This is a genomic window from Synechococcus sp. HJ21-Hayes (assembly GCF_024345835.1).
Classification (GTDB): domain Bacteria; phylum Cyanobacteriota; class Cyanobacteriia; order PCC-6307; family Cyanobiaceae; genus Vulcanococcus.
In genome coordinates, this window is record NZ_JAGQBW010000001.1 from 37155 (window position 1) to 62000 (window position 24846).

The window sequence follows — 24846 nt, forward strand, 5'->3', positions numbered from 1 at the left end:
CCGGTTGATCTCGCCCCACAGCGCGTTGGGCCGTCGCCAAGTGGTAAGGCAGCGGGTTTTGGTCCCGCCATTCCTAGGTTCGAATCCTAGCGGCCCAGTTCAAAGCCATTTCTGTGTGAAGTCCCGCCCCTTGCTGGTGTTCGACTTCGACGGCGTCCTCGTAGACGGCATGCCGGAATATTGGTGGAGTGCCCGCAGCGCCGCCCAAAGCCTGCACCCGGGGGCGGAGCTTCCCCTCGAGGCGCCAGAGGCCTTCAGCCAGCTCCGACCGCTGATCCACAAGGGCTGGGAAATGGTGCTGGTGGCCCTGGAGCTCTCCCGCCCGGATCTGGACCTGGCTTGCTATCTGGCGGACTACGACGGCCGCACTGCCGCGGCCTTGGAGCACTGGGCCCTAGAGCCCGCAACGCTGCAAACAGCCCTGGAAACCCTGCGCCATGGGGCCTTGCAGGACAACCCCGCCGCCTGGCTGGCCCTGCACTGCGCCTACCCAGGCGTGCCGGAGCGGCTGCGGCGCCTGGAGGGCGAGGGCAGCTCCTGGCTGGTACTCACCACCAAGGGGGCCTCCTTTGCCCGGGAGCTGCTGAGGGCCTTCGACCTGGAACCCCTGGCGGTGTTCGGCCACGAGCAGGGCAGCAAAGCCAGTGTGCTGCTGCAACTCAGCCAGGACCAGGGACAGCCCCTGTGGTTCATCGAAGACCGGCGGCCCACCCTGGAGACCGTGCGCCGAACACCTGGCCTAGAGGCCGTGCGCTGCTTCCTGGCGTCCTGGGGGTACCTGGGCCCCAGAGACCGCGAGGGACTGCCGGATGGCGTCGAACTGCTCACCCCAGAGCAATTCGACGCCCCCTTGGCCGACTGGCCCTGATCCGCTAGGGTACGCCTGTACTACAGGATGCCGTTAACGGATCCCGGTCGAACGGATGGCACGTGTGGTGGCACTTCATCCTGTGAGGTCGCAGAGGATGGCCACCGGCCTCCGCCGGCCCCTGATCCGCGGCCTGTTCCCCCACTGATTTCGTAGACATGCCCGCCGACGACAAGACCTCGGATCTCAAGAACTCTGATCTCAAGAACTCGGATCCCAAAAGTTCCGACCCCAAAGCCGCCCGTGTCAGCGCCGCCAGCGATGCCCGCGCGGCCGCCGAACGTGACAAGGCCCTGGGCCTGGTGCTGAACCAGATCGAGCGCAACTTCGGCAAGGGCTCGATCATGCGCCTGGGGGATGCCTCCCGCATGCGGATCGAAACCACCCCCACCGGGGCGCTCACCCTCGATCTGGCACTGGGTGGTGGCTATCCAAAAGGCCGCGTGGTGGAGGTGTATGGGCCTGAGAGCTCCGGCAAAACCACCTTGACCCTGCACGCCATCGCCGAGGTGCAACGCCGCGGTGGCGTGGCCGCCTTTGTGGATGCGGAGCACGCCCTGGATCCGGTGTATGCGGCCGCCCTGGGCGTGGACATCGAGAACCTGCTGGTGTCGCAGCCGGATACCGGCGAGATGGCCCTGGAGATCGTGGATCAGCTGGTGCGCTCGGCCGCCGTGGACATCGTGGTGGTGGACTCCGTGGCCGCCCTCACTCCCCGCGCCGAGATCGAGGGCGAAATGGGCGACCTGGCCGTGGGCAGCCAGGCCCGCCTGATGAGCCAGGCCATGCGCAAGATCACCGGCAACATCGGCAAATCGGGCTGCACGGTGATTTTCCTGAACCAACTGCGCCAGAAGATCGGCGTGACCTACGGCAATCCCGAAACCACCACGGGCGGCAACGCCCTGAAGTTCTATGCCTCCGTGCGCCTGGACATCCGGCGCATCCAAACCCTCAAGCGCGGCACCGAGGAATACGGCATCCGCGCCAAGGTGAAGGTGGCCAAGAACAAGGTGGCCCCCCCCTTCCGCATCGCCGAATTCGACATTTTGTTCGGCCGGGGCATCAGCACCCTGGGCTGCCTCTTGGATCTCGCCGAGGAGAACGGCGTGGTGGTGCGCAAAGGCGCCTGGTACAGCTACGAGGGCGACAACATCGGCCAGGGCCGCGACAACACCATCACCTGGCTGGAGCAGAACCCCGCCCAGAAAGAGGTGATCGAAGTGCAGGTGCGCCAGAAGCTGAGTGAAGCCAGCGACTCTCTCAAGCCGGTGGCAGCTGCCGCCGCCAAACTGGCTGCCGCTGGCTCCGCCACAGCTGCCAGCACAAGCGACGAAGCCCTCCCTACCGCCGGCTAAGCCAGCCACCGCCGCAAGGTTTGGCCACGGCCAAACAACAAGCCCCCGGCAAGCTTCTGCCGGGGGCTTGTTCATCGAGTGCCAGAGGCGTGGACAGGGGCGTCAGGCGCGGTTCGCGAGGGAAACGGTGGAGATCACGTCTTCACGCAGCGCCTTGGCCACCCGCTCGAGCTCTTGAATCGCCTCAGCACCCTCGAGCTTCACGAGTTCATGGCCATTGCGGGATTCCACCCAGTTAATCCCGTAGTCGGACACCAGAAAACGCACCATGTGACCGTCGCCAAGGTCGGCCACGAAGGAGGCGCCATGACCATCGCGGCCATCGCCGCAGACGTAACAGGTGGCGGCAATTCCCTGCTGCTGCAAGCCATCGGCGAGAGCACGCAGGCTCATCACCAGGTCTTCAACAACGGATCGGTAGTGCTCGGCGAGACGCGCGAACATCGGCCTTCGAGCGAGGAGTACGGCAATCCTAAGGTTTTCTTCAGAGTTCGGTGAGTACAAATACTTCCGGCGTGGCCTGTGTGCGGTTTCGCCCACCCAGGGGATCAGCCGTCGGCGAGGGTCCACCAGCCCAGTGCAGGCCCCAAAAACCGCACCGTGACCCAAAACAGCACCAGGGCGGCGATGCCAATCCAGGCCCCCCGGGTGGTGACCTGAACGAACTGTTCACCCTGCTGCTGCGTGAGGGGCAGCCATGGCGCAATGCGGGGGGATGTGTCTTTTGGCCTGGAAGAAGCACCCTTCGCCGCCGAGGACTTCGCGGGCTTGGGCCGGGCCGGCAAACCCTGTTCTGCACGGCGCTTGGCTTCTCCCACGCACCCTCTCTCAACTGGTGGGCGTCAGGCTAAAGGCCCGATCCCACCAAGTCATCAGCTGGGCAACAGCCGTTGCAAAGCCACCCAGGGTTCCAGGGACTCCAGCACCTGGCGGCCCCAGCCCCGGCGCTTGATGCGGCCATCGAGCACGGCAAGCCTCCCTCCGTTGCGGCGTAGGCCGGCCACCGCCCGCTGGAGCCTCCCGAGAGCTTCCGGAAGGAGCAACTCCCGGAACCAGTCGCGGCCCTGAAGCCGCAGGGCCGCGACCCGTGCGGCCGTGAGCGGATCCTCGAGGCTGGCGATCGGCAGGGTGGCCGCCACCAGTTGGCAGGGGAGCGGCAAGCGGTGCTGGTGGTCGAGCCACCAGCGCCAGCCGCAGCAGATCACCCCATTGCTCTCCGGCGCCGTGAGCTCGTGACCCACGCGGCTGCCGAACTCAGCGGCCAGTCCACTGACCAGCTGACGCCGCAGGCCATCGTCGTCGAGCAGCACCACCGTGAGGCCGGCCTGGCCCAACACCAGGCGCCGGCATTGCGCCAGCAGGTGCTCGCCGTAGTGGGGGGCGTTGGGCAGGGGCTGGGCCGGCGGAGCATAGAGCGGCAGGGGATCCTGCAGGGGCGGATCCGCCAGGCTCAGCTCCACCTGGGGCACAAAACCCATGCCGCGGCCGGCCGTCTCCGGGAGCTGGCCCACCAACACGGCCCCGCGCTGGTGGAGCAGCCCGGCCATCACCCCCAGGGGGTCCAGCGGCTGCCGGTGCCACTGCCATTGCAACAGGGTGGGGTTGATGCAGGCCCAACTGGTCCAGCCGTCGCCGGCGGCGGCCAGCCAGCGGGGCCAGGGATCCGGCAGGGGGGCGAGCGCCGCCAGCAACTGCCGCAGCGGCGCCTCCTCCTCCGGGGTGATGGGCGCCTGCTGCAGCGGCCCACAGGGACGTGCCAACAGCCGGCGGCTGAGGCGCTCATGCAGCTGCAACAGGCTGGACGCAGCGCCGGGCAGGCTGCGGCGCAACTGCTCCCAGTGCTCCGTGTCGATCACCACCCCCAGAGCCGTGCGTAGCAAGGGCTCGAGCAGCTCCGCCTCCGGAACCACCAGCTGACGCTGCTCCAGCAACCCCTCGCGCCAGGCCCGCACCAAGCCCTGGTGGTCCAGCAGCCACAGCCGCGCTGAGGGTGGCGCCAAGGGCCCTTCCCAACAGGGCAACTGCAGCCCAACAGCCTGCAGACGCGGCAGTTCCACCTGCAGCAACCGCTGCCGCAACCCCGCACTCACCACCAAGGCCACGGGCTGCTCGTTCAAGGCCAGGGGCACCAGCAGGCCCAGCAACCAACTGGGATCACTGCCCGGATCCAGACGCACCAGGGTCTGGTCAGCGCGACGCAAGCTGCGGGCCACCAGCCGACTCAAGGTGAGGTGATGCGGCCAGCGGGGTTCCCCCTCCAGCCGGAGGAGTGCCTTGAGCTGTTGGTGGGCCTGGGCTTCCAACATCGGCAAATCGTAGGAAGCTGGCTCCAGCGAACTGTTCAGCCATGACCAGCCTGTGGCGCGAGCGTCCCGTGGGGATCGTGGGCCTCGGCCTGATCGGCGGCTCCCTGGGCCTGGATCTGATGGCGCGAGGAGCAAGGGTGCAGGCCCTGGTGCACCGGCCCGCCACCGCCGAACGGGCCCGGGAGCGGGGGCTGGCCACCGTGGTGAGCACCGATCCCGCCGTGCTCGAGGACTGCGGCCTGATCGTGCTGGCCCTGCCTCTGGACCGACTGCTCCAGCCCCCGGAGGCGTTGCTGGTGGCACTGCCCGCGGAGGCGGTGGTGACCGATGTGGGTTCCGTGAAGGCTCCTGTGCTGGAGCGCTGGCGCCAGCGAGCCCGCTTTGTGGCCAGCCATCCCATGGCCGGCACCGCTGAGGCTGGAGTGGAGGCCGGCCTCCCCGGCCTGTTTGAAGGGAGGCCCTGGGTGGCCACCCCGGAGGCCAGCACCGACCCCGCAGCCCTCTCGGCGGTGCAGCAGTTGGCCGAGGCCGTAGGGGCCCAGTGGCTCACCTGTGGGGCCAGCGCCCACGACCAGGCCGTGGCCCTGATCTCCCATATGCCCGTGCTGGTGAGTGCCGCCCTGGTGGAGGCCGCCGCCCTGGGTGGGGCGGCGGCTGGGGCCAGTGCCCTAGTGCGGCACCTGGCCTCCAGCGGCTTTGCCGATACCAGCCGCATCGGTGGCGGCAACCCGGAGCTGGGCACCCTGATGGCCCGCTGCAACCGCGAGGCCGTGCTGCAGGCCCTGCGGCATTACCGCCAGCAACTGGATGGCCTGGAAGCCCTGGTGCAGAGCGAACAGTGGCCGCAGCTGGAGCAGGCCCTCGCCGCCACTCAGGCCCTGCGGCCAGAGTTTCTCTAAGCCCCAATCTCCAGGGCATGCCCCCGCCGCGCCAGCAACTGCCGGCAGGCCGTCAACGCCGAGAGGCTCACCCCGGCGGTGCCCTCTCCCGGATAGATGGCATCACCGCAAAGCCAGAGCCCCGGCACGGGCGTGCGGCTGGCCAGGCCGAAGGGGCCAAAGCGGCTGGGGTGCTGACCCAGTCCGCCGACAAAGCCGAACGGCCTGCCGGTCCAGCCCGCCCAGCCCCGGGGGGTAGCCAACTCGGCGTGCAGAAACTGCTCAGGCCTCAGGCCCAGCAGCGCCTCGAGGCCGGCATGGATGCCAGCCAGGGCCTTCTGTTTGCGCCGCTGATAGACCGCTTCCTCCAGACCGAACCAGGGCCGGGCTGGGGTGAACACGCTGGCGATCAGGCTGGCCTGCCCCGCCGGGGCCCGGCCATCGGCTTCGGCGCTGATCGACACGAACAGGTTGCCGGGATCCCGCCACTCCAACTGAGCATGCAGCCCCAGATCGGGGGGCAACAGCTGCCGGGGCACGGCGCCGTAGAGCACCAGGGCACCGGATGGATCACCGCAAGCCTCGATCCGGCGGCTGTAGGCGCGGGGCAAGGCGGCACCCAGCAAGCCCTGCAGAGCCTGGGGCGGCAGGGTGCACACCACCTCATCAGCCTGCAACCGGAAGGGGCGCCGAGCCGGGCCGGCGCCCTCCAGGCTCCAGCCCCCCAGAGGGTTGGACTGCAGCCGCTCCAACCGGTGCCGCAAGCGCAGCTGGCCGCCGGCCTGGGCCAGGGCCAGCTCCAGGGCCTGGCTCAACTGCTGCATCGAGCCCTGGAGGTGCCAGAGGCCCAGCGGCGCCTGGGCCATGGCCAACACCGTGGCGCCATACAGAGCTGCGGTGCGATCGGCGGGCTCCTGGGAATAGAGCTTGAGCTGCAGATCGAGGAAGCGCCGCAAGCGCCCATCCCCACCGCCGCCACTCAGCCGCAACAGATCGGCGATCGTGGCCGTCATGAACAGGCCGCTGGCCAGGGTTCCGGGTCTCAGGGCCCCCAGCAGCTGGGCCAGATCCCAGCCAGTGCGGGGGGGCAGCACAGGATCCCGGGCCGCAAAGGCCCAATTACTGCGATGCAGGGCCGCACACAGCTCCCAGAACCGAGCACTACCTGGGAACTGGCGCAGGCGCTCGGCCTGCCAGCGCTCGGGGTCTCGCCAGAGCCGGATGGGCGTGGTTTCGCCAGCCAGCCACACACTGCAACCCGGATCCAGGGGTGCGGCCTGTGGCAACGGCACCCCGAAATGGCGGAACAGCCGCTGGTGGATGCCCCCCGGTTCAAACCCCGCCACCTGGGTGGCCCCCACGTCAAAGGTGTAGGCGCCCCGCCGGAAGGTGCCGGCACAACCGCCGCTCTGGCTGTGGGCCTCCAGCAGCACCACATCCAGCCCCTCCGCGGCCAGGAGGGCTGCGGAGGTGAGTCCGGCAATGCCAGCCCCCACCACCGCCACATCACAGCGACTGGTCATGGCGGCATGCTGGCAGTGCCACCACGGCTGCCGTGACGCGATGAGGCTGCCCCTGCTCAGCGCCTAGGTTGAGGCCCTCGTGGGTCAGCCGGTGCTGCAGCTCACCCCCGTGGGCGGGGGCTGCATCCACAACGTCTGGCAGCTGCAGCTGGTGGATGGTGGTCTGCTGTTCGCCAAGACCAACCGCGCCGACCTGCTGCCGGTGTTGGAGGCGGAGGCCGACGGCCTGCGTGCCCTGGCCGCCGCGGCCTGTGGGGAACTCACCATCCCCCGCCCCCTGCACTGGGGCCCCGTGGATGGGCAGGCCTGCCTGCTGATGGAGTGGCTCCCGCTGGCCCGTGGCGCCCACACCTGCAGCGAAGCCGACTGGCTTGGCCTCGGCAGGGGCCTAGCCCGGCTGCACCGCAACAGCTTGTCTGCGGCACCGGGCAACCCTGCGGCGCCCTATGGCTGGACGGCGGACAACTTCATTGGCGCCGGCCCCCAGCGCAATGACTGGCGCGAAAGCTGGGGGACCTTCTTCACGGAGCAGCGCCTGGGGGTTCAGCTGGCCCAGGCCGAGCGCTCAGGCCACCGGCTGGCCGGCGCCGACACCCTGCTGGAGCGGGTCCCGGCATGGCTGGAGAATCACCAAGTGCAGCCCATGTTGGTGCACGGCGACCTGTGGAGCGGCAATGCCGCCCTGCTCACGGCCCATGGACACACCGGCGCCATCTTTGATCCGGCGGTGTATCGCGGCGATCGGGAGGTGGACCTGGCCATGGCCCGGCTGTTCGGCGGCTATCCCGAGGCCTTCTTCGCCGGTTACCAGGCGGAATGGCCCCTGGAGCCAGGCCACGGGGAGCGGGTGACCCTCTACAACCTGTATCACCTGCTCAACCACGCCAACCTGTTCGGCGGCGGCTACTGGCATCAGGCGCAGCAGTGCATCCAAACGCTGATCCGCCGGCCACCTAGCGCCTGAGGCGAGGGCAGCCGGCGGATCAGGCCGAGCAGGCGCCCGGCTCTCAGCCGAGGTATTCCTTGCGCAGGGTCTGCACCTTGCTCACCACGGCATTGCGCTTGTCGCTGGTGGTGAGGTTCTGCCAGCTCCACTGGCCCACCACCACCAGGCCCAACAGCTCCAGCAGGCCGGGCACCACGGGCAACAGATTGATGGTGTCCAGCACGCCCTTGATCAGCACCTGGGCAACGATCACGGCCACAAACACGCCAACACCTTTGCCGATGCGGCCCATCTGGTTCCAGTCGACCTTGTCGAGGGTCTCGTTCACCTTTCCGAGGATGTCGCTGTAACGCTCACTGAAGCTGGCGCCGGCCTCCTCAGTCGAGGTGCTCACCTGCTCCTTCAGATCGGTGGTCTCGTCAGTCATGGAGGCAGGGGTCTTGATTGTTCAGCGGTCATAAGGTATCCGGGTGACTGCCCCATGGCCAGAGCTCCTGCGCATTGATCGGCATTGCCTGATCGTTCTGGAGCAGGTGTTTCAGGCGGCGCACCCACTAGAAGGTTGCGCGCTGCTACTGGGGCACCAGGCTCCAGCCCACCTGCAGCTCACGCAGGTGTGGCCATGTCTGAACCGCTGGGAGCCGGCCAGCGAGCGGAGCCATCGCTTCGCCCTGGATCCACGCGAGCAACTGCTGGCCCAGAAATGGGCGCGCCAGCGGCAGCTCCAGGTGATCGGTGCGGCCCATAGCCACCCCAGCAGTGCCGCCAGGCCCTCGGCCACCGATCTGCAGCTCTGCGTGGGGCCCACGCTGATGCTGATCCGCAGCGGACTTGCCCACGGTGATCAGGCCTTTGGGGCCTGGTGGATCGCTGCGGCGGAGGGGGGAGAAGAGCCCCAGGCCAGGCGGCTGCAACTGGTTGTGTGCGCGGACGCCTGAACCCGACCGGGCATTTGGGAGAGTAGGGAGCTGGAAAGCGCCCAGAGGCCCATGCTTCCCCTCGATACCAGTGGTATTCAGCTGAGCCCCGATGAGGTGGCCCGCTTTGCCCGCCACCTGATCCTGCCCGAGGTGGGCATGGAGGGACAGAAGCGCCTCAAGGCGGCCTCCGTGCTGTGTGTAGGCACCGGCGGCCTCGGCTCGCCCCTGCTGCTCTACCTGGCCGCCGCCGGCGTGGGCCGCCTGGGGATCGTGGATTTCGATGTGGTGGATCACTCCAACCTGCAGCGCCAGGTGATCCATGGCACCAGCTGGGTGGGCAAACCGAAGATCGAATCGGCCAAGGCTCGCATCCTGGAGATCAACCCCCACTGCCAGGTGGATCTCTACGAGACAGCCCTCACCAGCGAGAACGCCCTGGAGATCATCCGCCCATACGACATCGTCTGCGACGGCACGGACAACTTCCCCACCCGCTATCTGGTGAACGACGCCTGCGTGCTGCTGGGCAAGCCCAACGTGTACGGCTCGATCTTCCGCTTCGAGGGCCAGGCCACGGTGTTCAACCTGGATGCCGAAAGCCCCAACTACCGCGACCTGTTCCCCGAACCGCCACCACCGGGCATGGTGCCCTCCTGCGCCGAAGGGGGCGTGGTGGGCGTACTGCCCGGAATCATCGGCGTGATCCAGGCCACCGAGGCGGTGAAGATCATCACCGGCATCGGCACCACCCTCAGCGGCCGGCTGCTGTTGTTCGATGCCTTGGGCATGAAGTTCCGGGAGCTGAAACTGCGGCCCAACCCCGAGCGGCCGGTGATCGACAAGCTGATCGACTACCAGGAGTTCTGCGGCGTGGGCGGCACCGCCCCTGGCCAGGAGGAGGCCGGAGCCGTGGAGAGCATCAGCGTGAGCGAACTCAAAACCTTGCTGGATGGCGACACCAGTGACCTGGTGTTGATCGACGTGCGCAACCCCCCCGAGGCGGACATCGCCGTGATCCCCGGCGCCGTGTTGATCCCCCTCGACCAGATCGAGAACGGCACGGCCGTGGAACGCATCCAGCAGCTGGCGTCGGGCAAAACTCTCTACGCCCACTGCAAGCTGGGCGGCCGCAGCGCCAAGGCCTTGATCGCCCTCAAGCGGGCCGGAATCGAGGGCATCAACGTGGCCGGGGGCATCGACGCCTGGAGCCAGGAGGTGGATCCGAGCGTGCCGCGGTACTGAGGGCTGCGGCCCTCAGTAATCCACCCCGCGCTTGAGATCCACGCCGCGCTCGGCGTAGTGCTTGTGGCACACCATCTCCGAGTGCACGCTGGCCAGGTCGAAGTAAGCCGGCTGGTGCTTGCAGCGGCCGGTGATGATCACCTCGGTTTCCGACGGTTTACGCAGCAGGGTCTGCACGATCGGCTCCACCGGCAGCAGCTCAAGATCCACCGTGGGATTGAGCTCATCGAGGATCACGGTCTTGTAGAGCCCACTGGAGATGGCAGCGCGGGCAATCTCCCAGGCGCGCTCCGCCTCCACGTAGTCGATGGGTTGCTGCTGACCGCGCCACACGATCGCATCGCGCCCGGAACGCAGGTGATCCACAAGGTGGGGGTAGCTCTCCCGCAGGGCGGCGATGGCGGCGTCTTCGGTGTAACCACTGCCCCCCTTGAGCCATTGCAGGATCAGCACCCGATGGCTCTTGTCCTGGCTGATGCCGCGGCCGATGGCCTGTAGGGCCTTGCCAAGGGCGCTGGTGCTCTTGCCCTTGCCTTCCCCTGTATAGATCTCGATCCCCTCCAGCCCTTGCGCCTGGTCGGCCTCGAGGTCGGGATCGAAGCCCGCGGTGCGGCGGTCATCGCGGCGGTGGGCTCGCATCTCTGAATGCAGGTCGGCGATCTGCACCAACTGGCGGGGAGCCCCGCGGCCAGTCACGATCACCTCCATACCCGGCGGCTTAGCCGCCAGGGTGCGCACCACCTCCTCAGCCTCCAGCAGGCCCAGATCGAGCACGGGGTTGAGCTCATCGAGCACCACCACCGAATAGAGCTCGCTGGCGATGGCGCCCTTGGCGATATCCCAGCCGCGCTGTGCCTCCTGTTGATCGAAGCGGGTGGCCTCGTCCGCCGTGAAGAACTCCCCACGCCCTGTGCGCACCTGGTCGATCAGGTGCGGGAAACCCTGCTGCAGGGCTTCGATGGCGGAGTCCTCGTCATAGGAGCGGCCGGGCCCCTTGAGGAAGCGCAGCAGCAGCACCCGGGTGCGCTTCTGCTCGCAGATGCCCAGGCCAATCGTGCGCAGCACCACGCCCAGGGCCGCCTGGCTCTTGCCCTTGCCATCCCCGTCGTAGACGTGCAACTGGCCGAGGGCCCGCTCACTGCTATCCGCAGCGGTACGGATGCCGATGCCACGGCCGGTGCCGCTGCGACTGGCGGTGGTTGCCTGCGGGGCCATAGCCGGGCCACTTACCGTTGGATCCTAACGAGGGTCGCAGGCCGTGCTGTGCCCTCTTTCAGCCCGGTGAGGCCCGTGCATCGCGCCGTTGAAGCCCTGCCGCCAGAGCTGGAGAACGCCCTGGCCAGGCTCCGCGCCCACATGGCTGGCTATCCCGCTGTGCTGGTGGCCTACTCCGGCGGCGTGGACAGCGCCCTCGTGGCGGCCATCGCCGCGGAGCAGCTGGGGGATCGCGCCCTGGCGGTGACCGGCGTCTCGCCGGCCCTGGCCCCCCATCTGCTGGATGAAGCCCGCCTGCAGGCCGACTGGATGGGCATCCGCCACCGGGAGATTCCCACGGCCGAGTTGAAGGATCCCGCCTACAGCAGCAACCCCAACGATCGCTGCTACGCCTGCAAGCGCGAACTGCACGGGCTACTGGCCCTGGTGGCGCGGGAAACCCTTGCCCCTGGAGCCCCGCCCACCCAGGTGGTGGACGGCGTGAACCGCGACGACCTAGGCGACCACCGGCCGGGCATCCAGGCCGCCCGCGAACGCGGGGTGGGCTCGCCGCTGGCGGAGCTGGGCATCGACAAGGCAGGCGTGCGGGCCATCTCCCGCAGCCTGGGCTTCCCCTGGTGGGACAAACCCGCTCAGCCCTGCCTGGCCTCCCGCTTCCCCTACGGCGACAGCATCAATGCCCAGCGCCTGCACCGGGTCGCCGGCGCCGAGGCCTGGTTGCGGCAGCAGGGGTTCCAGGAGCTGCGCGTGCGCAGCCAGGGGGAAACGGCCCGCATCGAACTGCCCAGCCATCAGGTGGAGGCCCTGCTGCAGCGCGTGGAGCGACTGGAGCTGGTGCAGACCTTCCGCGAGCTGGGCTTTTCAGCCGTGAGCCTCGACCTGGAGGGACTGGTGAGCGGCAAACTCAACCGCGACCTGGCTCCCTGAACCGCGCACAAAAAAGCCCCTCCGATCGGAGGGGCTCAAGACCGGCAGAAAGCGGCTCAGGCCGCCGCCAACACCGGCTCCCGTTCGGCACCGGCCACGGAACCAGGGGTTTCGCGCCGGAAGCTCTTGAGCTTGTAGTTGCCGGCATTGAGCTCTTCGCTCAGCACAATGCAGGCGCGCTCCGGCATGGTGTGATCACCACAGGTGAACACATCCACAGCGGCGTAACCCGACTCGGGCCACGTGTGGATGGAGATATGGGATTCGGCCAATAGAGCCAGCCCCGTCACACCCTGGGGGTCAAACCGGTGGGTGATCAGATTCAGGAGAGTGGCGCCAGCACGCTTTGCAGCGGTGGTGATGGCGTTCCTGAGGAAAGCCTCGTCGTCGAGCTTGGCGGGATCGCAGTTGTAGAGCTCGAGAATGCAGTGTTTGCCCACCATCTCGGTGGCACTGGGTGTTTGGGGGCTATTGGAGAAGGTGCTCTCAGCTCCGGTCCATCCCGGGTTCGGGTGGAGGCAGGCCGCTTGGGTCATCAGATCCAGGCAAACAGCCCACAACACTAGCTGGCTGAGCTGATGGAACCGGCTGTCACAGTGACCATCTGCGAACATTCGTGCCAGCCGCCGCTGAAGGCCCCCAGGTGGGTGGCGCTCACGAGGCATTGGTGCCCATCCCCCACGGCCTCCAGCAACAGCTGCTGGCGAGTGGGGTCCAACTCGGCCAGCACATCGTCGAGCAGAAGCAGCGGCGGTTCCCCCCAGAGCTGGTGCACCAGGTTCAGTTCCGCCAGCTTGAGCGCCAGCACAAGGGTGCGCTGCTGCCCCGCCGAGCCATAGCGCCGGGCCGGCTGTTCGCCGATCTCCAGGGCAATTTCATCCCGGTGGGGCCCCACGGTGCACTGGCCCAGACGCAGCTCCGTGTCGCGCTGGGTCCGCAGCTGCTCCAGCAGAGCCTCTCGCCAGGGGCCTTCGGCCTCCTCCCCCTCCAGCAGGCTGCCAGGCTGGTAGCGCAGGTGCAGCTGCTCACGGCCACCACTGAGCCGTTCCTGCCAAGTCGCCGCCAGGGGCTGCAGCCGCGTGAGGGCCCGCAAGCGGCGGCGATGCAGACGGGTACCCACCAGGGCCATCTGCTGATCAAAGACCTCCAGCAAATCCCCCAGATGCCCCTGGCCCAGGCCCCGCCGCAGCAGCTGGGCCCGCTGGCGCAGCAAGCGGCCGTAACGGCTGAGCAGTTCGGCGTACACGGGCTCCAGCTGCAGCACCACCCGATCCAGCCACTGACGCCGCAGGGCCGGCTCACCCCGCACCAGCTCGAGATCCAGGGCGCTGAAGCCCACACAGCGCAGCGGACCAATCAACTCGTGCTGTCGCTCTAGCAGCTTGCCGTTGCGGCGTGCCTGGCGACCGCCCTGGCGACGCAACTCCAGCTCCAGCCGATCGCCATCCGCACACTCGGCAGCGATCAGGGCCTGGCGCTCCCCCTGCTGGATCAGATCCCGATCAGCGCTGCAGCGATGGGAGCGCAGGCTGCCCAGCAACTCCACGGCCTCCAACAGGTTCGACTTGCCCTCGCCATTGCTGCCGATCACCAACAGCCGCGGCGCGTCGAGGCTCAGGCTGAGCCGGCCATAGTTGCGGAAGTGCAGCAGCTCCAGGCGATGCAGCCGAATGGGTCTGGGGCCGTCTGACGGGTAAGGTAAGTCCCGTGAAGGGATCCGATCCCTGCACGGGCATGTAGCTCAGTTGGATAGAGCGTCAGATTCCGGTTCTGAATGTCGGGGGTTCGAGTCCCTCCATGCTCGTTAGCTTCAGGTCCTGCAAGGTGCAGGCCAACCCTCCCGATCTCTAGGCCCAGCCCACTGGACTAGAGACGCAGGCCCATGGCACGGATGCCGCCGGGATCCACAACAAAGCCATGGCGCCGCAGGGCCTCCAGAGCCACCGGTGGTGCGGCCACCGAAATGCTGCACCCGGGCAACTCCCGCCGCAGACGCCCGAGGGCACCATGCACCAGCACGAGCAGCAGTTGCTGCGCATGCTCGGTTTCGCTGGGGTGCACGCTGAGGTCCCAGAGGTTGGCATTGAGGGCCAGATCACTGGTGGCCCGCACAAATCCCACCAACGCACCGGCGCTGTTGCGCATGGTGAGCTGCCAGGCACTGCGGGCCAGAGCCTTCTCCAACCGCTCAAAGCCGCGGGAGGGATCACCGCAGGCCACGAGCAGACCATTGAGCTCCGCCGCTGCGGGGGGCGCCCCGGCCTCAAGGCTGTAGCCCTCCGGCAACACCGGCGGCTGGGGCTGACTGCGAAAGGGAATCAAGAGCGAATCCAGCACGGGCCCAGAAAACTCCTCAACCCGTGTTCCGCATGCCGGCTGCAATGCCATTGATGGTGAGCAGGGCACCACGCAACAGTTCACTGCGGCTGTAGGTGCGCCCGTCATCGCTGGCGGCGGCCTCACTCATGGGGGGCTGGCGGTTCTGATCCCGCAGGCGCCGCAGCAGAGCCACCTGCAGGAAGCCCAGGGGAATGATTGTGCGATTGCGCAACTCCACGGAGAGTTGCAGGGCTGGATCACCATCCAGCAAGCGCTGGTGGCCGGTGATCGCCAGCACCAGATCACGGGTGAGCACAAACTCCTTGGCGATCACCTCGAAGATCTGCTCAAAGGCCTCGCGCGATTCAGCCCGTCCCAACGACTGCACGTAATGGTGGGCCAGGTCCAGATCCACTTTGGAGAGGGTCATCTCCACCTTGGAGATGAGCATGCGGAAGAAGGGCCAGCGCTGGTACAAGCGCTGGAACAGCTCCAGTTGGCCGGGGTCGGCGTCCACCTCTTCCTGCAGGGCGGCTCCCACTCCGAACCAGCTGGGCAACAGGAAGCGGCTCTGGGTCCAGCCGAAGACCCAGGGAATCGCCCGCAGGCTGGAGAGATCCTTGGCGCCACTCTTGCGCCTGGCCGGGCGGCTGGAGATCTGCAACTTGCTGATCTCCTCAATCGGGGTGACCTGCTGGAAGAAGGCCACCAGATCGGGGTTCTCGTGCACCAGGGCCCGGTAGTGGCTGCGGGAGCGGGCCGCCAACCGCACCATCAGCTCGTTCCAGCTGGGGGTGTCGTCCACATGGCTGGTGACCAGGCTGTTCTGCAGCACCGCCGTGGTAACCGTTTCCAGGTTATAGAGCGCCAACTCCGGCAGGGAATATTTGGACGCCAGCACCTCACCCTGCTCCGTGATCTTGATGCGACCGCTGAGGGTGCCGCTGGGCTGGGCCAAGATCGCCTGGTAGGCAGGCCCACCGCCACGCCCCACGGAACCGCCACGGCCGTGGAAGATGCGCAGGGCAACGTCGTGGCGGGTGGCGAGCTGCTGCAGGGCGATCTGAGCCTGGTGAATCTCCCAGTTACTGGAGAGGAAGCCGGAATCCTTGTTGCTGTCGGAGTACCCGAGCATCAGCTCCTGCAGGGGCCGGCTGGTGGGGCTGCTGCTCACCAGCAACTGGCGGTAAAAGGGCTCCTGGAACAGCCGCTCCATCACCGCTGGGGCGGCCTTGAGGTCTTCCACCGTTTCAAATAACGGCACGACCAGTAGGTCGGAACGCTGGGCCATGGGATCCACCAGTCCGGCCTCCTTGGCCAGCAGGAGCACCTCCAGCAGATCCGACACCGTGTGACTCATGGAGATCACATAGGTGCGACAGATGCGGCCTCCGAACTCCTGCTGCAGGCGATGCAGCATGCGCAGCACGTCGAAGGTTTCAGCCGTGGCGGGCGTCCACTGCACTGCAGGGGGAATCAGGGGCCTCCGGGTCTTGAGCTCGGTGAGCAACCACTGCACCTTCTGCTCCTCATCCATCTCGGAGTAGGGCTGGGACAGCTGCAGATAGCGGCTCAGCTCATCGAGGGCATCACTATGGCGGGTGCTCTCCTGGCGAATATCCAGGCTGGCGAGGCAGAACGCAAAGGTGTGCACCTGGGCGATCAGGCCCTGCAGCGGTTCACAGCTCAGACCCGTGCCCTGCAGGCTGTCCTGGATCAGTTCCAGGTCGCAGCGGAACTCAGTGACGGAGGCGTAGTGGAGTTCCGGAGCCGGGGCCGGGGCCAGGGAGCCCTGGCCAAAGTCCGGCAGCGCCGGCTTGGCATCGCCCGGGGCTTCCCAACCGGCGGCGGCAAGCTGCTGGTTGCGCTGCTGGGTGAGCTTGAGGCGCTCCAGCACGTAGCTGATCTTGAGGCGATAGGGCTCCAGCCGATAACGGGCAGCGCGCTCCTCATAGATCTCCGGAAAGCGCAGCCTGTCCATCTCGAGCGACTCGAGCAAGGGAGCGCTCACCTGGCTCCACTGCATCGAGATACTGAGCTGATCGCGCAGATCAGCCACGGCCGCGATGTAGCGATCCAGCATCAGCTGGCGCTGGTAACAGGCCGTGCGCCAGGTGATCTCAGGGGTCACCGACGGGTTTCCGTCGCGGTCTGAGCCCACCCAGGAGCCAAAGGTGCAGAAGGCATCACTGGGGGGCACCACATCGGGGTAGTTGGCCGCCAAGGCCGTGCGGATGCGCTGGCGCAGCTGTGGCATGGCCCCAAACAACACTTGCTGGAAGTAGTGGAGGGCGTAATCCACTTCGTCCAGCACGGAGGGCTTGAACTGGTGCAGTTCATCGGTACGCCACCAGAGCCGGATCTCCTCCTCCAGCTGCTGGCGCAGGCTGTGGCGATCATCCACGTTGAGGGGCTGGTTCTGCTGCAGTTTCTGGATCAGGGCCGCCACCCGACGCTGCTTGTGGCGCACGGTGTGCCGCACGATCTCGGTGGGGTGAGCCGTGAACACCAGGCGAATGTCCAACTCCTGCAGCAGATGCTCGATCTGGGCGGGCGGCACCCCCAGGCCCCGCAGCCGGGCAAAGAGCTCCCGGAAGGTGGCCGGCTCGGTCTGGGTGGCCAGCGGCGGGATGAAGGGATCGCTGACCGATTCGGGGTGCTGGGCCTGGAGGCTGGCGAGATAGCTGTCTTCCTCGATGTGCTGCTCGAGGATGTTGACCAGCTGGAAATAGAGGGAAAAGGCCCGGGCCGCGGCGATGGCTTCCGCCAGGTCCATGTCGCGGATCAACTGCACGATCGCAGCGGTGGCTGCCTCCGAGGCCTGATCGGGAGCGCCGCCTTCAATACCATTGCTGAGCTCCTTCATGCGCAGCAGGCGCTCGGCCTGCTGGGGGGGGCACTCACTGCGCAGCACGGTCTGCCAGAGGTCTTCCACCAGCTCGAGACGTTCACCCAGCAGGCGCATCACCCTCGGCTCAGCGGCACCTGCCACAAGGCCGGTTGCGAGATCAGAGCCAGTGGCAGCGAGGGTTGGCCCCATGGAGGTGGGCACGGCAAGCGGGCGATCCATGATCATCCCAAAGTGTCGGCTCGATCTGTCGCAAGGCCTGCATTCAGCCTGACCTCCAGCGCGGCCATCGCCGCCGCGCCATCGGCCACCAACGCGGCAACCGAGGCATCGTCAGCGTGGGCGGCCAACCACTGCATGGCCTGATTCCCCTGGCTAAGCACCTGCTGCACAGGCACTAGGACGCCCTGCAGGCCCAGCTCTGCCGCCAGGGGGGCCATGGCTTCCAGCTCCGCGGCGATCCAGTCGCGGGCGATCACCGGCTCCCCTGTCCGCCAGTGGTGCAGGTGGGCCTCCAGGCTGCTGCGAGCGGCACTGCGGTCGTTGGCGTCGGCCAGCTCAGCCAGCTGCTCAGCATCCAGGGCACTGGCCCGTAGCGGATCGTGACTGGCGGGGTCATGCAGCAGCTGATGAATGCGGAGTTCCGCGAAGGCCGTGACCGCCAGCAACAGCTCCGGATCGGCGATGAGATCACAGATGCGGATCTCGAGGCGATTGAGATCGTGGGGTCGGTCCTCACCATTGGGGCGCACGGAGGTCCAGAGATGGCGCACGTTCTGCATCGTGCCGAGGGCCAGCTGCTGCTCCACCCAGCGGATGTAGTGCGGATGGCTGGTGAACAGGGGCACCTGCTCGGGCGTGATCGGGAACTGCAACCAGCGCTGGGAATGGGCGCCGCTCACGCGGCCATCCACAAAGGGGGAACAGGCACTGAGGGCCAGCAACAGGGCCGCCTCACAGCGCACCAAGCGGCAGGCCGCAAACAGGGCATCCATATCGGTGAGGCCCAGATTGATATGCACACTGGCCGTCACCACCCGGGTGCCATAGCTGGCCTCGATGTAGGCGTGATAGGGGTTGTCGGGGTTGGAGCGCTCGAAGCGGGTGCTGTCGCCCGTGCTCAGGGTGCTGCCGGGCAGCAGGGTGAGCCCCCGCTGAGCCAGCCACGGCCGCAGCCGCCGGCGGGGCTCCAATAGCAGCTCAAGCTGGGCCGGGTAGCTGGCATCCGGGGGGGTGGTGTACTCGAGATTGCGGCAATCGGGCTCGGTCACAAAGCCCTCGAGGGCCGCCGCCGCTTCAGCCGAGCAACCCACCACCGTCCCGTCGGGCTTACCGGTGAACAGCTCCACCTCAAAGCCCTTGAGCAGAAGAGTCCCTGTCATTGCAGGCAGGCCAGAGCCTTGAGCATGCCGCGCGCCTTGTTGAGGGTTTCCTGGTACTCCGAGGCTGGCACCGAATCGGCCACGAGGCCGGCACCAGCCTGCACCTGGACCCGCCAGCTGCCATCGGCACTGGGCAGCACCACCATGGTGCGAATGGTGATGGCGGTGTTCAAGGCGCCCCCCAGATCCATGGCGCCATAAACGCCGGAATAGGGGCCCCGCGCATCGGGCTCGAGCTGGTTGATCAGCTGCATGGCCCGAATCTTGGGGGCGCCACTCACGGTGCCTGCCGGGAAGGAGGCCATCAGCAGATCCCAGACATCGTGCCGATGATCCAGCAACCCCTCCACTTCGCTCACGATGTGCATGACGTGGGAGTAGCGCTCGATCACCATCAGCTCGCTCACGCCCACGGTGCCAGGCTCACAGACACGGCCGAGGTCGTTGCGGCCCAGATCCACCAGCATCACGTGCTCGGCGCGCTCCTTGGGATCCGCCAACAGATCGGCCTCCAGGGCCCTGTCCTCCGCCGGATCGGCGCCACGGGGCCGGGTACCGGCGATGGGCCGCAGGGAGGCCTTCACCCGGCCACTACCATCGGCCAGGGGTTCGGCCTTCACCATCACCTCAGGGCTGGAGCCAATCAGGTGCCAGCCGCCGAAGTTAAAGAAAGCCATGTACGGCGAGGGGTTCACCATCCGCAGGCTGCGATAGAGCTCAAAGGGCTCGCGCTGAATCTGGGTTTCCAGGCGCTGGCTGATCACCAGCTGGAACACGTCACCGGCAGCGATGTGCTCTTTGGCTGTGAGCACCGCCGCTTCGAAGTCGTCGCGGCTGCGATTGCTGCGGGTCTCGAGCTCCAGGCCAGGGCTGTCATGCCAGTCGAGCGGAGTCACGCCGGGGGGCAAAGGCTGATGCATCTGGCCCTCCAGGGCATCCAGGCGGGCCACGGCAGCGTCGTAGGCCGCGGCCGGATCCGCGGCGGCCGTGAGGTCGGCATAGGCCACCGCGGTGATCTGGCGCTTCACCTGGTCGAACACCAGCAGGCTGTCGGCCAACATCCAGCAGCCATCGGGCGGCCCATCGGGCGCCGTGGGGTGCACCGGCACGCTGGGTTCAATCCAGCGGATCAATTCATATCCCCAGAAGCCAAACAGCTGGCCCACCGGCGGAAGCCCTGGCACCGGCGGAGCGCTGTAGGGCGCCAGGGCCTGGCGGAGCAGGTCGAACGGGTTGCCCTGATGGTTGTCGCAGCGACCATCCCGCCAGCGCTGCTCAGCCCGATCCGCGCGCACCGTGAGGGTCCACAGGGGATCACTCACCACAAAGCTCCAGCGGCCAATGCGCTCACCACCCTCCACCGACTCCAGCAGCACGCCGTGGTCGCTGGAGGCCCCCACCTTCAACCATGTGGTGAGGGGAGTTTCCAGATCAGCCGGCCAGCAGCGCACCAGGGGGATGAAGGTGCTGCCCGCCGCGGCCTGGTCCAGAAAGGTGGCGCGATCGGGGGAAGGCATCACGGCAACGGGCAGGCAAAAAAAACGGGGCGCCTGGCCCCGCCTTTATAGAGGTTGGCTGGGCTGCGGCCTTGATGGGCGCAACCCGGATTCGATCAGGAATCGAAGGTGTTCTTGCCAGTGAACTTGATACTGGAGGGGTTGCCGTTCTGGCCGATGCGACGGGCATTGTGCCCCACCATCACCCGACCTTCGTTCACTTTCTCAGGGAACACGCCGTCCTTGGGATGCAGGAACTCGGTGTCACCACCGGGGAAGATCCGATAGATCTTGTAGTCCTCGATCCGGGGCTTGAACTTGGTGCGGAGCTGGGTGCCCAGGGCCAGGCACTGCTCCTTGCGGGCGAAGTACATGATGTTCTCGCCCTCGTTCATGTGGGCGGCGCCACCGGTGGGGAGCTCGAAGGCCTGAACCTTGGAGCTGGTCCAAGTGATGGCGTACTTCTCTTCGGTTTCAGCGGCGTTGAGCAGACCGCCCGTGCTGCCGATGTACTTCGGGAGTTGACCGCTCAATGCCATGGCTTTTTCAGAGAAGGGTCCTGAGAAGGGAATCGGCAGACCGTTTCGCTCGGAAGCTAGCACCGTGTTTTGGGGCAGACAGACGGGTCTGGCCCTCTCTTCACACCCGTCAACAAACGCCTAGCCGGAAGCCACGGGAAAGAACACGGTGAGATCGTTGCCCGAGCGCTCGGTGAGCCGCCCACCAAGGCTGTGAAACAGCCGCTGGGTGGCCTGGCGACTGAGCTGCAGGCTGCCGGTGCCGGGATTCCAACTGAGCACGGGCCCCACGGAGCGGCGCTCCCCGGCCTGCGGCTCGGATCCAAACGCGGGATCTCCGGCCCCACTGAGCCGCAGCTTGAGCCGCGACCCGGCCGGCTGGAGGCTGAGCACCACGCACGAGCCGGCCGGCAGACCACGGCTGAACCGATCGATCAATCCGCCGAGCATGGTCTCGAGGCGACTGGGATCACTGAGCACCGGCGGTAGATCCGCCGCCATCACCAGCTCCAGCAGCAGACCCCGGCGTTCCAGCTGGTGCCGGCAGAGGGGCTCCAGCTGCCGCAGCAGCTGGGCCAGGTCGGTGCGGGCCAACCGCTGGGCCGGCTCCGGGCCGGGTTGGCGCTGCAGTTCAGCGGCGTGGAAGATCAGGCCGAAGCGATCGATCTGCTCACTGCATTCACCATCGATCTGCTGCAGCCGCTGACGCACCAGCTCGGAGAGATCGGCCCGGCGCAGCAGGGAGCGAATCAGGGTGCGAATGGTGGCCAGGGGAGTGCGCACCTCATGGGTGAGGGCCTCGAGCAGGGCCAGTTCACTGCTGGGGCCAGGCTTCGCCTCCTGGCCATCACTGCGGTGCACCAGGGGCTGCAGCGTCACGCTTGGAGCCATGGAAGCGAGCCGTTCCGCCAGCCGCGGCCAGAAGGCCTCCGCCAGTTGCCCATCGCTCTGCAGCGGGCCCAGGCCCTGCAACGCCTCGCGCAACTGCCTGCCCTGGTGCGGAGCCGAGCGCTGCAGGCGCCCAGCCAGGAGGTTCAGAGCCGCCGACAGGGTGGACGGGTCGAAACGCACCGCCAGCTGCCGTGCCTGGGGCGGACCCGCCAGGGTCATGGCCACCTGCAGCTGGGGGGTGATCACCAACAAGAGGGGATCACTGCCATCGCCCTCCTCCAAGGGCAGCCGACTGAAACCGCCGAGGGCCTCCCGAGGCGGCGGCGCACTGGCGGCCCGGGAACTGGGCAACAGCGGAGCCGCCTGGGTGAAGAGATCCCCCAGCTCCTCCGGAGCCCACACCCAGCCCTGCAACTGGGCGAGCAGGGCTGGTTCATAGAGAGCAGGCAGGGGCGAGGCCAGCCACACCCCCTGCAGGGGCTGCAAGGGCAGGAGGAAATCCTCCTGAAGGGTGGCCAGAGCCGCCCACCACTGGCGGCGAATGCTGTCCTCATCACTGCGGCCGGCGGGGACACCCGCGGCCAACAGCTGCCGCAGGGAATCCAGGCTGTCGCTGACTGAGGCCGCCATCAGCGGCTGCCCTGGGCGGAGACGCCGCGGCGGGCCACCGAGGCGCACAGGCCGAGGGCGATGAAGTTCACGAGCATGGCCGAGCGGCCATAACTGAGCCAGGGCAAGGGAATTCCGGTGATCGGCCCCAGGCCGATCGTCATGTTGATGTTCACCACCACCTGAAACATCACCATCGCCCCGATCCCCACCACCACGAGCGACTCGTAATCCGTGCGGGCCTTACCGGCGATCTGCAGCAGCCGCCAGATCCACACCACAAACCCGAGCACCACCACCATCGAGCCGATGAACCCGGTTTCCTCGCCCAGGGCACTGAAGATGAAATCGGTGTGCTGCTCGGGGATGAAGCGCAGCAGGGTGAGGTGGCCGTGCATCAAACCGGTGCCCAGGAGACCTCCGGAGCCAATCCCCACCGTGCTTTGCAGAAGGTGATATCCCCCGCCCAGGGGATCTTGGGATGGATCGAGAAACAGGGTGAGCCGGGCGCGCTGGTGGGGCTGCAGAAAGTTGTTCCACAGCCAGGGGGTCGCCATGGCAAAGGCGGCCTGCACGGCTAAGACCACAGCGAGCCCCACACGCTTCCAGGGCAGGGATGTCCAGGCCAACCAGCCCATGGCCGGAATCCAGGCCAACAGCAGCCAGGGGAAGGCACCGGCCAGGATCGCCGTGAACAGCGGCGCCATGAACAGCATCACCCAGGCTCCGGGCATGCCCGACCAAAACATCATCACGAGCAGCACGGCACCGAACACCAGCGAGCTGCCGAGATCTGGCTGAACGAACACCAACAGCCAGGGGACGCTGATCATCGCCACAGGCCGCAGCAGATCCACGGGGCGCTCCACCGGATGGCGGGACAGCACCCTGGCGAGCAACAGGATCGCCGCCACTTTGGCGAACTCAGAGGGCTGCACGTGGAAGCCGGCGATGTTGATCCAGCTCTGGGCGCCAAGGGCGCTGACGCCCACGATCCGCACGGCAATCAGGCTGGTCACCATGGCGCCATAGATGGGCCACTGCCAGCTGCTGATCCGCTCCAAGGGCACCCGCGCCAGCAGCAGGGCGATGGCCATGCCCACGGCGGCAGTGACCCAGTGCTGATACCAATCGGCGTAATCGGCCTGGCGCTGAGTGCTGGCGATCAGGATTCCGGCGATGAAGATCATCGCGAGGGGGATCCACCAGAGCAGCTTGTCCACGCCATCCACCCAGTGGCGGCGACGCAACTTGCCACTGCCGAACATGCCGGCGCGCCTGCCCCAAAGGCCGAGCACCGTCATGCCACCGGCACGCCGCCGAGCACCCGTTCGGCCAAACGGCGGAAGGCCTCGGCCGTGAGGGAAGCCGGGGCGCTGAGCACCGCCGGCCTCCCCGCATCACCGCCCTGAACCACCGCCAGTTCCATGGGTAACTGGGCCAGAAGCGGCACTCCGGCCTCCTCAGCCAGCAGGGCCCCACCACCGGAGCCGAACAGCTCATAGCGCTTGTCGGGCGCATCGGGCGGAATGAACGCCGTCATGTTCTCCACCACCCCCAGCACCGGCACGCCCATCTGCAGGAACATGGCCAGCCCCCGGCGCGCATCCTGCAGCGACACGGTCTGCGGGGTCGTCACCACAATCACACCGGCCATGGGCACGGCCTGGGCCAGGCTCAGCTGGGCATCTCCAGTGCCGGGGGGAAGATCCACCACAAGTACATCCCGCTCGCCCCAGTCCACTTGGTAGAGGAACTGGCGAATGATGCCGTTGAGCATCGGTCCACGCCAGATCACGGGCTGGTTCTCGGCGATCAGCAACCCCATCGACACCATGGCGATGCCACAACTCTCGATCGGGGTGAGGATCTGCTCATTACCGCTGCCCCGCACCTCGGGGGTGCGATCGGCCACCCCGAGCATCGTGGGGGCATTGGGGCCGTAGATATCGGCATCCAACAGGCCCACCTTGAGGCCACTGGCCGCCAGGGCGCAGGCCAGGTTCACCGCCACGGTGCTCTTGCCAACGCCGCCCTTCCCACTGCTCACGGCAATCACCTGCTTCACCCCAGGAACGGGCTGGCGCTCGGGACCACCACCACCGTGGCCAGCGGCTCCGATGGGGGCGCCCCCATGGCTATGGGCATGGGCATGGGCATGGGCATGGGCCGCCGCCGCTTCAGCGGGCTGTGCCAATTCGATCTGAACGTCGTCGATCCCGCTGAGTTGCAGCAACGCCGTGCGGGCTTCCGCCGCGATCCGCTCCCGCTGGCTGTTAGCAAAGCCCGGCAGCGCCAGACGGAACACCACGCGGCTGTCCTGCAGGCGCACCTGCTGGATCCACTCCAAGGCCAACAGGCTGCGACCACTGCCGGCATCCTGGAGGGTCTCAAGCGCGGCAAGGGCCTGGGCGAGAGCTGGATCGGCGCTGGCCATCCGGCAGAACTGAGCGAGGGACTGGATCCTAGGGGCCCCGTTCTGGCGCTTTCAGGTTCAGACATTCCATGATCGTGATGACAAACACTCTCGAGAGCTTGTGCGCTGGGGCCGCAGGCTGAAAAGGTGAGGCCGTGATCTGGCACCCCCTGGGGTGTGGCGT

General features: G+C 67.2%; 23 protein-coding genes and 2 tRNA genes. 9 read left to right on the forward strand and 16 right to left on the reverse strand.

Annotated elements, in window-relative coordinates; translation table 11 throughout:
* Nucleotides 1-26 precede the first annotated feature (26 nt).
* The 3 genes from KBZ14_RS00255 (at nt 27) to recA (ending at nt 2226) form a co-directional block, all read left to right on the forward strand.
* A tRNA-Gln gene (locus KBZ14_RS00255) sits at nt 27-98 on the forward strand.
* Nucleotides 99-115: 17 nt separating this feature from the next.
* Entirely contained in the window at nt 116-868 is a 753-nt protein-coding gene (locus tag KBZ14_RS00260; RefSeq protein ID WP_255116283.1) for an HAD family hydrolase, read from the forward strand.
* A 158-nt stretch (nt 869-1026) separates the two neighbouring features.
* The gene (gene recA / locus KBZ14_RS00265) at nt 1027-2226 is read left to right on the forward strand and encodes a recombinase RecA (protein ID WP_255116284.1); all 1200 of its coding nucleotides are present in this window, start codon (nt 1027-1029) and stop codon (nt 2224-2226) included.
* A 102-nt stretch (nt 2227-2328) separates the two neighbouring features.
* On the opposite strand, the gene KBZ14_RS00270 is transcribed toward recA, so the two are convergent.
* From KBZ14_RS00270 to KBZ14_RS00280, 3 genes are all read right to left on the reverse strand, one after another.
* Entirely contained in the window at nt 2329-2670 is a 342-nt protein-coding gene (locus KBZ14_RS00270) for a DUF1815 family protein (protein WP_255116285.1), read from the reverse strand.
* A 104-nt stretch (nt 2671-2774) separates the two neighbouring features.
* Nucleotides 2775-3044, reverse strand: a complete 270-nt coding sequence (locus KBZ14_RS00275; protein ID WP_255116286.1) for a DUF2839 domain-containing protein — start codon at nt 3042-3044, stop codon at nt 2775-2777.
* Between the two features lie 54 nt (nt 3045-3098).
* On the reverse strand, nt 3099-4532 hold the full coding sequence (locus KBZ14_RS00280) for a helicase (RefSeq protein WP_255116287.1): 1434 nt from the start codon (nt 4530-4532) through the stop codon (nt 3099-3101).
* Nucleotides 4533-4573: 41 nt separating this feature from the next.
* Here KBZ14_RS00280 and KBZ14_RS00285 point away from each other — a divergent pair, with 41 nt between their 5' ends.
* On the forward strand, nt 4574-5431 hold the full coding sequence (locus tag KBZ14_RS00285; protein ID WP_255116288.1) for a prephenate/arogenate dehydrogenase: 858 nt from the start codon (nt 4574-4576) through the stop codon (nt 5429-5431).
* Here KBZ14_RS00285 and crtD read toward each other — a convergent pair.
* Entirely contained in the window at nt 5428-6933 is a 1506-nt protein-coding gene (gene crtD / locus KBZ14_RS00290; RefSeq protein WP_255116289.1) for a C-3',4' desaturase CrtD, read from the reverse strand. The two genes, KBZ14_RS00285 and crtD, sit on opposite strands and share 4 nt — an antisense overlap.
* Nucleotides 6934-7012: 79 nt before the next feature.
* On the opposite strand from crtD, the gene KBZ14_RS00295 reads away from it, so the two are divergent.
* The gene (locus tag KBZ14_RS00295; protein WP_255116290.1) at nt 7013-7897 is read left to right on the forward strand and encodes a fructosamine kinase family protein; all 885 of its coding nucleotides are present in this window, start codon (nt 7013-7015) and stop codon (nt 7895-7897) included.
* Nucleotides 7898-7940: 43 nt separating this feature from the next.
* Here the strand turns inward: KBZ14_RS00295 and KBZ14_RS00300 are convergent, their stop codons facing one another.
* Nucleotides 7941-8306: a CAAD domain-containing protein gene (locus tag KBZ14_RS00300; protein ID WP_255116291.1), complete on the reverse strand. Its 366-nt coding sequence runs from the start codon at nt 8304-8306 to the stop codon at nt 7941-7943.
* Between the two features lie 43 nt (nt 8307-8349).
* On the opposite strand from KBZ14_RS00300, the gene KBZ14_RS00305 reads away from it, so the two are divergent.
* Entirely contained in the window at nt 8350-8817 is a 468-nt protein-coding gene (locus KBZ14_RS00305) for a M67 family metallopeptidase (RefSeq protein ID WP_255116292.1), read from the forward strand.
* Between the two features lie 51 nt (nt 8818-8868).
* The gene (gene moeB / locus KBZ14_RS00310; protein WP_255116293.1) at nt 8869-10041 is read left to right on the forward strand and encodes a molybdopterin-synthase adenylyltransferase MoeB; all 1173 of its coding nucleotides are present in this window, start codon (nt 8869-8871) and stop codon (nt 10039-10041) included.
* Nucleotides 10042-10053: 12 nt separating this feature from the next.
* Here moeB and KBZ14_RS00315 read toward each other — a convergent pair whose 3' ends face one another.
* Nucleotides 10054-11256 (reverse strand): cob(I)yrinic acid a,c-diamide adenosyltransferase, encoded by a 1203-nt coding sequence (locus KBZ14_RS00315; protein WP_255116294.1) that lies wholly within the window; start codon nt 11254-11256, stop codon nt 10054-10056.
* 75 nt (nt 11257-11331) lie between these two features.
* On the opposite strand from KBZ14_RS00315, the gene larE reads away from it, so the two are divergent.
* Nucleotides 11332-12183: an ATP-dependent sacrificial sulfur transferase LarE gene (larE, locus tag KBZ14_RS00320; protein WP_255116295.1), complete on the forward strand. Its 852-nt coding sequence runs from the start codon at nt 11332-11334 to the stop codon at nt 12181-12183.
* 56 nt (nt 12184-12239) lie between these two features.
* Here the strand turns inward: larE and speD are convergent, their stop codons facing one another.
* Both speD and recF read right to left on the reverse strand, forming a co-directional pair.
* Nucleotides 12240-12719 carry an adenosylmethionine decarboxylase gene (speD, locus tag KBZ14_RS00325; RefSeq protein WP_255116296.1) on the reverse strand — a complete coding sequence of 160 codons (480 nt, stop codon included), beginning with the start codon at nt 12717-12719 and terminating at the stop codon, nt 12240-12242.
* A 26-nt stretch (nt 12720-12745) separates the two neighbouring features.
* Complete coding sequence (gene recF, locus KBZ14_RS00330) at nt 12746-13855, reverse strand: DNA replication/repair protein RecF (RefSeq protein ID WP_255116575.1); 1110 nt, start codon at nt 13853-13855, stop codon at nt 12746-12748.
* 58 nt (nt 13856-13913) lie between these two features.
* Between recF and KBZ14_RS00335 the strand changes: the two genes are divergently transcribed.
* Nucleotides 13914-13987, forward strand: a tRNA-Arg gene (locus tag KBZ14_RS00335).
* Nucleotides 13988-14049: 62 nt separating this feature from the next.
* On the opposite strand, the gene KBZ14_RS00340 is transcribed toward KBZ14_RS00335, so the two are convergent.
* From KBZ14_RS00340 to KBZ14_RS00375, 8 genes are all read right to left on the reverse strand, one after another.
* On the reverse strand, nt 14050-14520 hold the full coding sequence (locus KBZ14_RS00340; protein WP_255116297.1) for an N-acetyltransferase: 471 nt from the start codon (nt 14518-14520) through the stop codon (nt 14050-14052).
* Nucleotides 14521-14536: 16 nt separating this feature from the next.
* Entirely contained in the window at nt 14537-17467 is a 2931-nt protein-coding gene (gene ppc / locus KBZ14_RS00345) for a phosphoenolpyruvate carboxylase (RefSeq protein ID WP_399219569.1), read from the reverse strand.
* A 107-nt stretch (nt 17468-17574) separates the two neighbouring features.
* A complete protein-coding gene (gshA, locus tag KBZ14_RS00350; RefSeq protein WP_255116299.1) occupies nt 17575-18732 on the reverse strand; it encodes a glutamate--cysteine ligase in 1158 nt (385 codons plus the stop codon).
* On the reverse strand, nt 18729-20249 hold the full coding sequence (locus KBZ14_RS00355; protein ID WP_255116300.1) for an anthranilate synthase component I family protein: 1521 nt from the start codon (nt 20247-20249) through the stop codon (nt 18729-18731). The genes gshA and KBZ14_RS00355 overlap by 4 nt, the downstream gene beginning before the upstream one ends.
* A 95-nt stretch (nt 20250-20344) precedes the next feature.
* Complete coding sequence (psaD, locus tag KBZ14_RS00360; RefSeq protein WP_255116301.1) at nt 20345-20767, reverse strand: photosystem I reaction center subunit II PsaD; 423 nt, start codon at nt 20765-20767, stop codon at nt 20345-20347.
* Nucleotides 20768-20887: 120 nt separating this feature from the next.
* A complete protein-coding gene (locus KBZ14_RS00365; RefSeq protein ID WP_255116302.1) occupies nt 20888-22267 on the reverse strand; it encodes a DUF8628 domain-containing protein in 1380 nt (459 codons plus the stop codon).
* Nucleotides 22267-23550 carry a rod shape-determining protein RodA gene (gene rodA / locus KBZ14_RS00370; protein WP_399210556.1) on the reverse strand — a complete coding sequence of 428 codons (1284 nt, stop codon included), beginning with the start codon at nt 23548-23550 and terminating at the stop codon, nt 22267-22269. The genes KBZ14_RS00365 and rodA overlap by 1 nt, the downstream gene beginning before the upstream one ends.
* Nucleotides 23547-24683 (reverse strand): Mrp/NBP35 family ATP-binding protein, encoded by a 1137-nt coding sequence (locus KBZ14_RS00375; protein ID WP_255116303.1) that lies wholly within the window; start codon nt 24681-24683, stop codon nt 23547-23549. Before KBZ14_RS00375 ends, rodA begins: the two co-directional genes overlap by 4 nt.
* Nucleotides 24684-24846 lie beyond the last annotated feature (163 nt).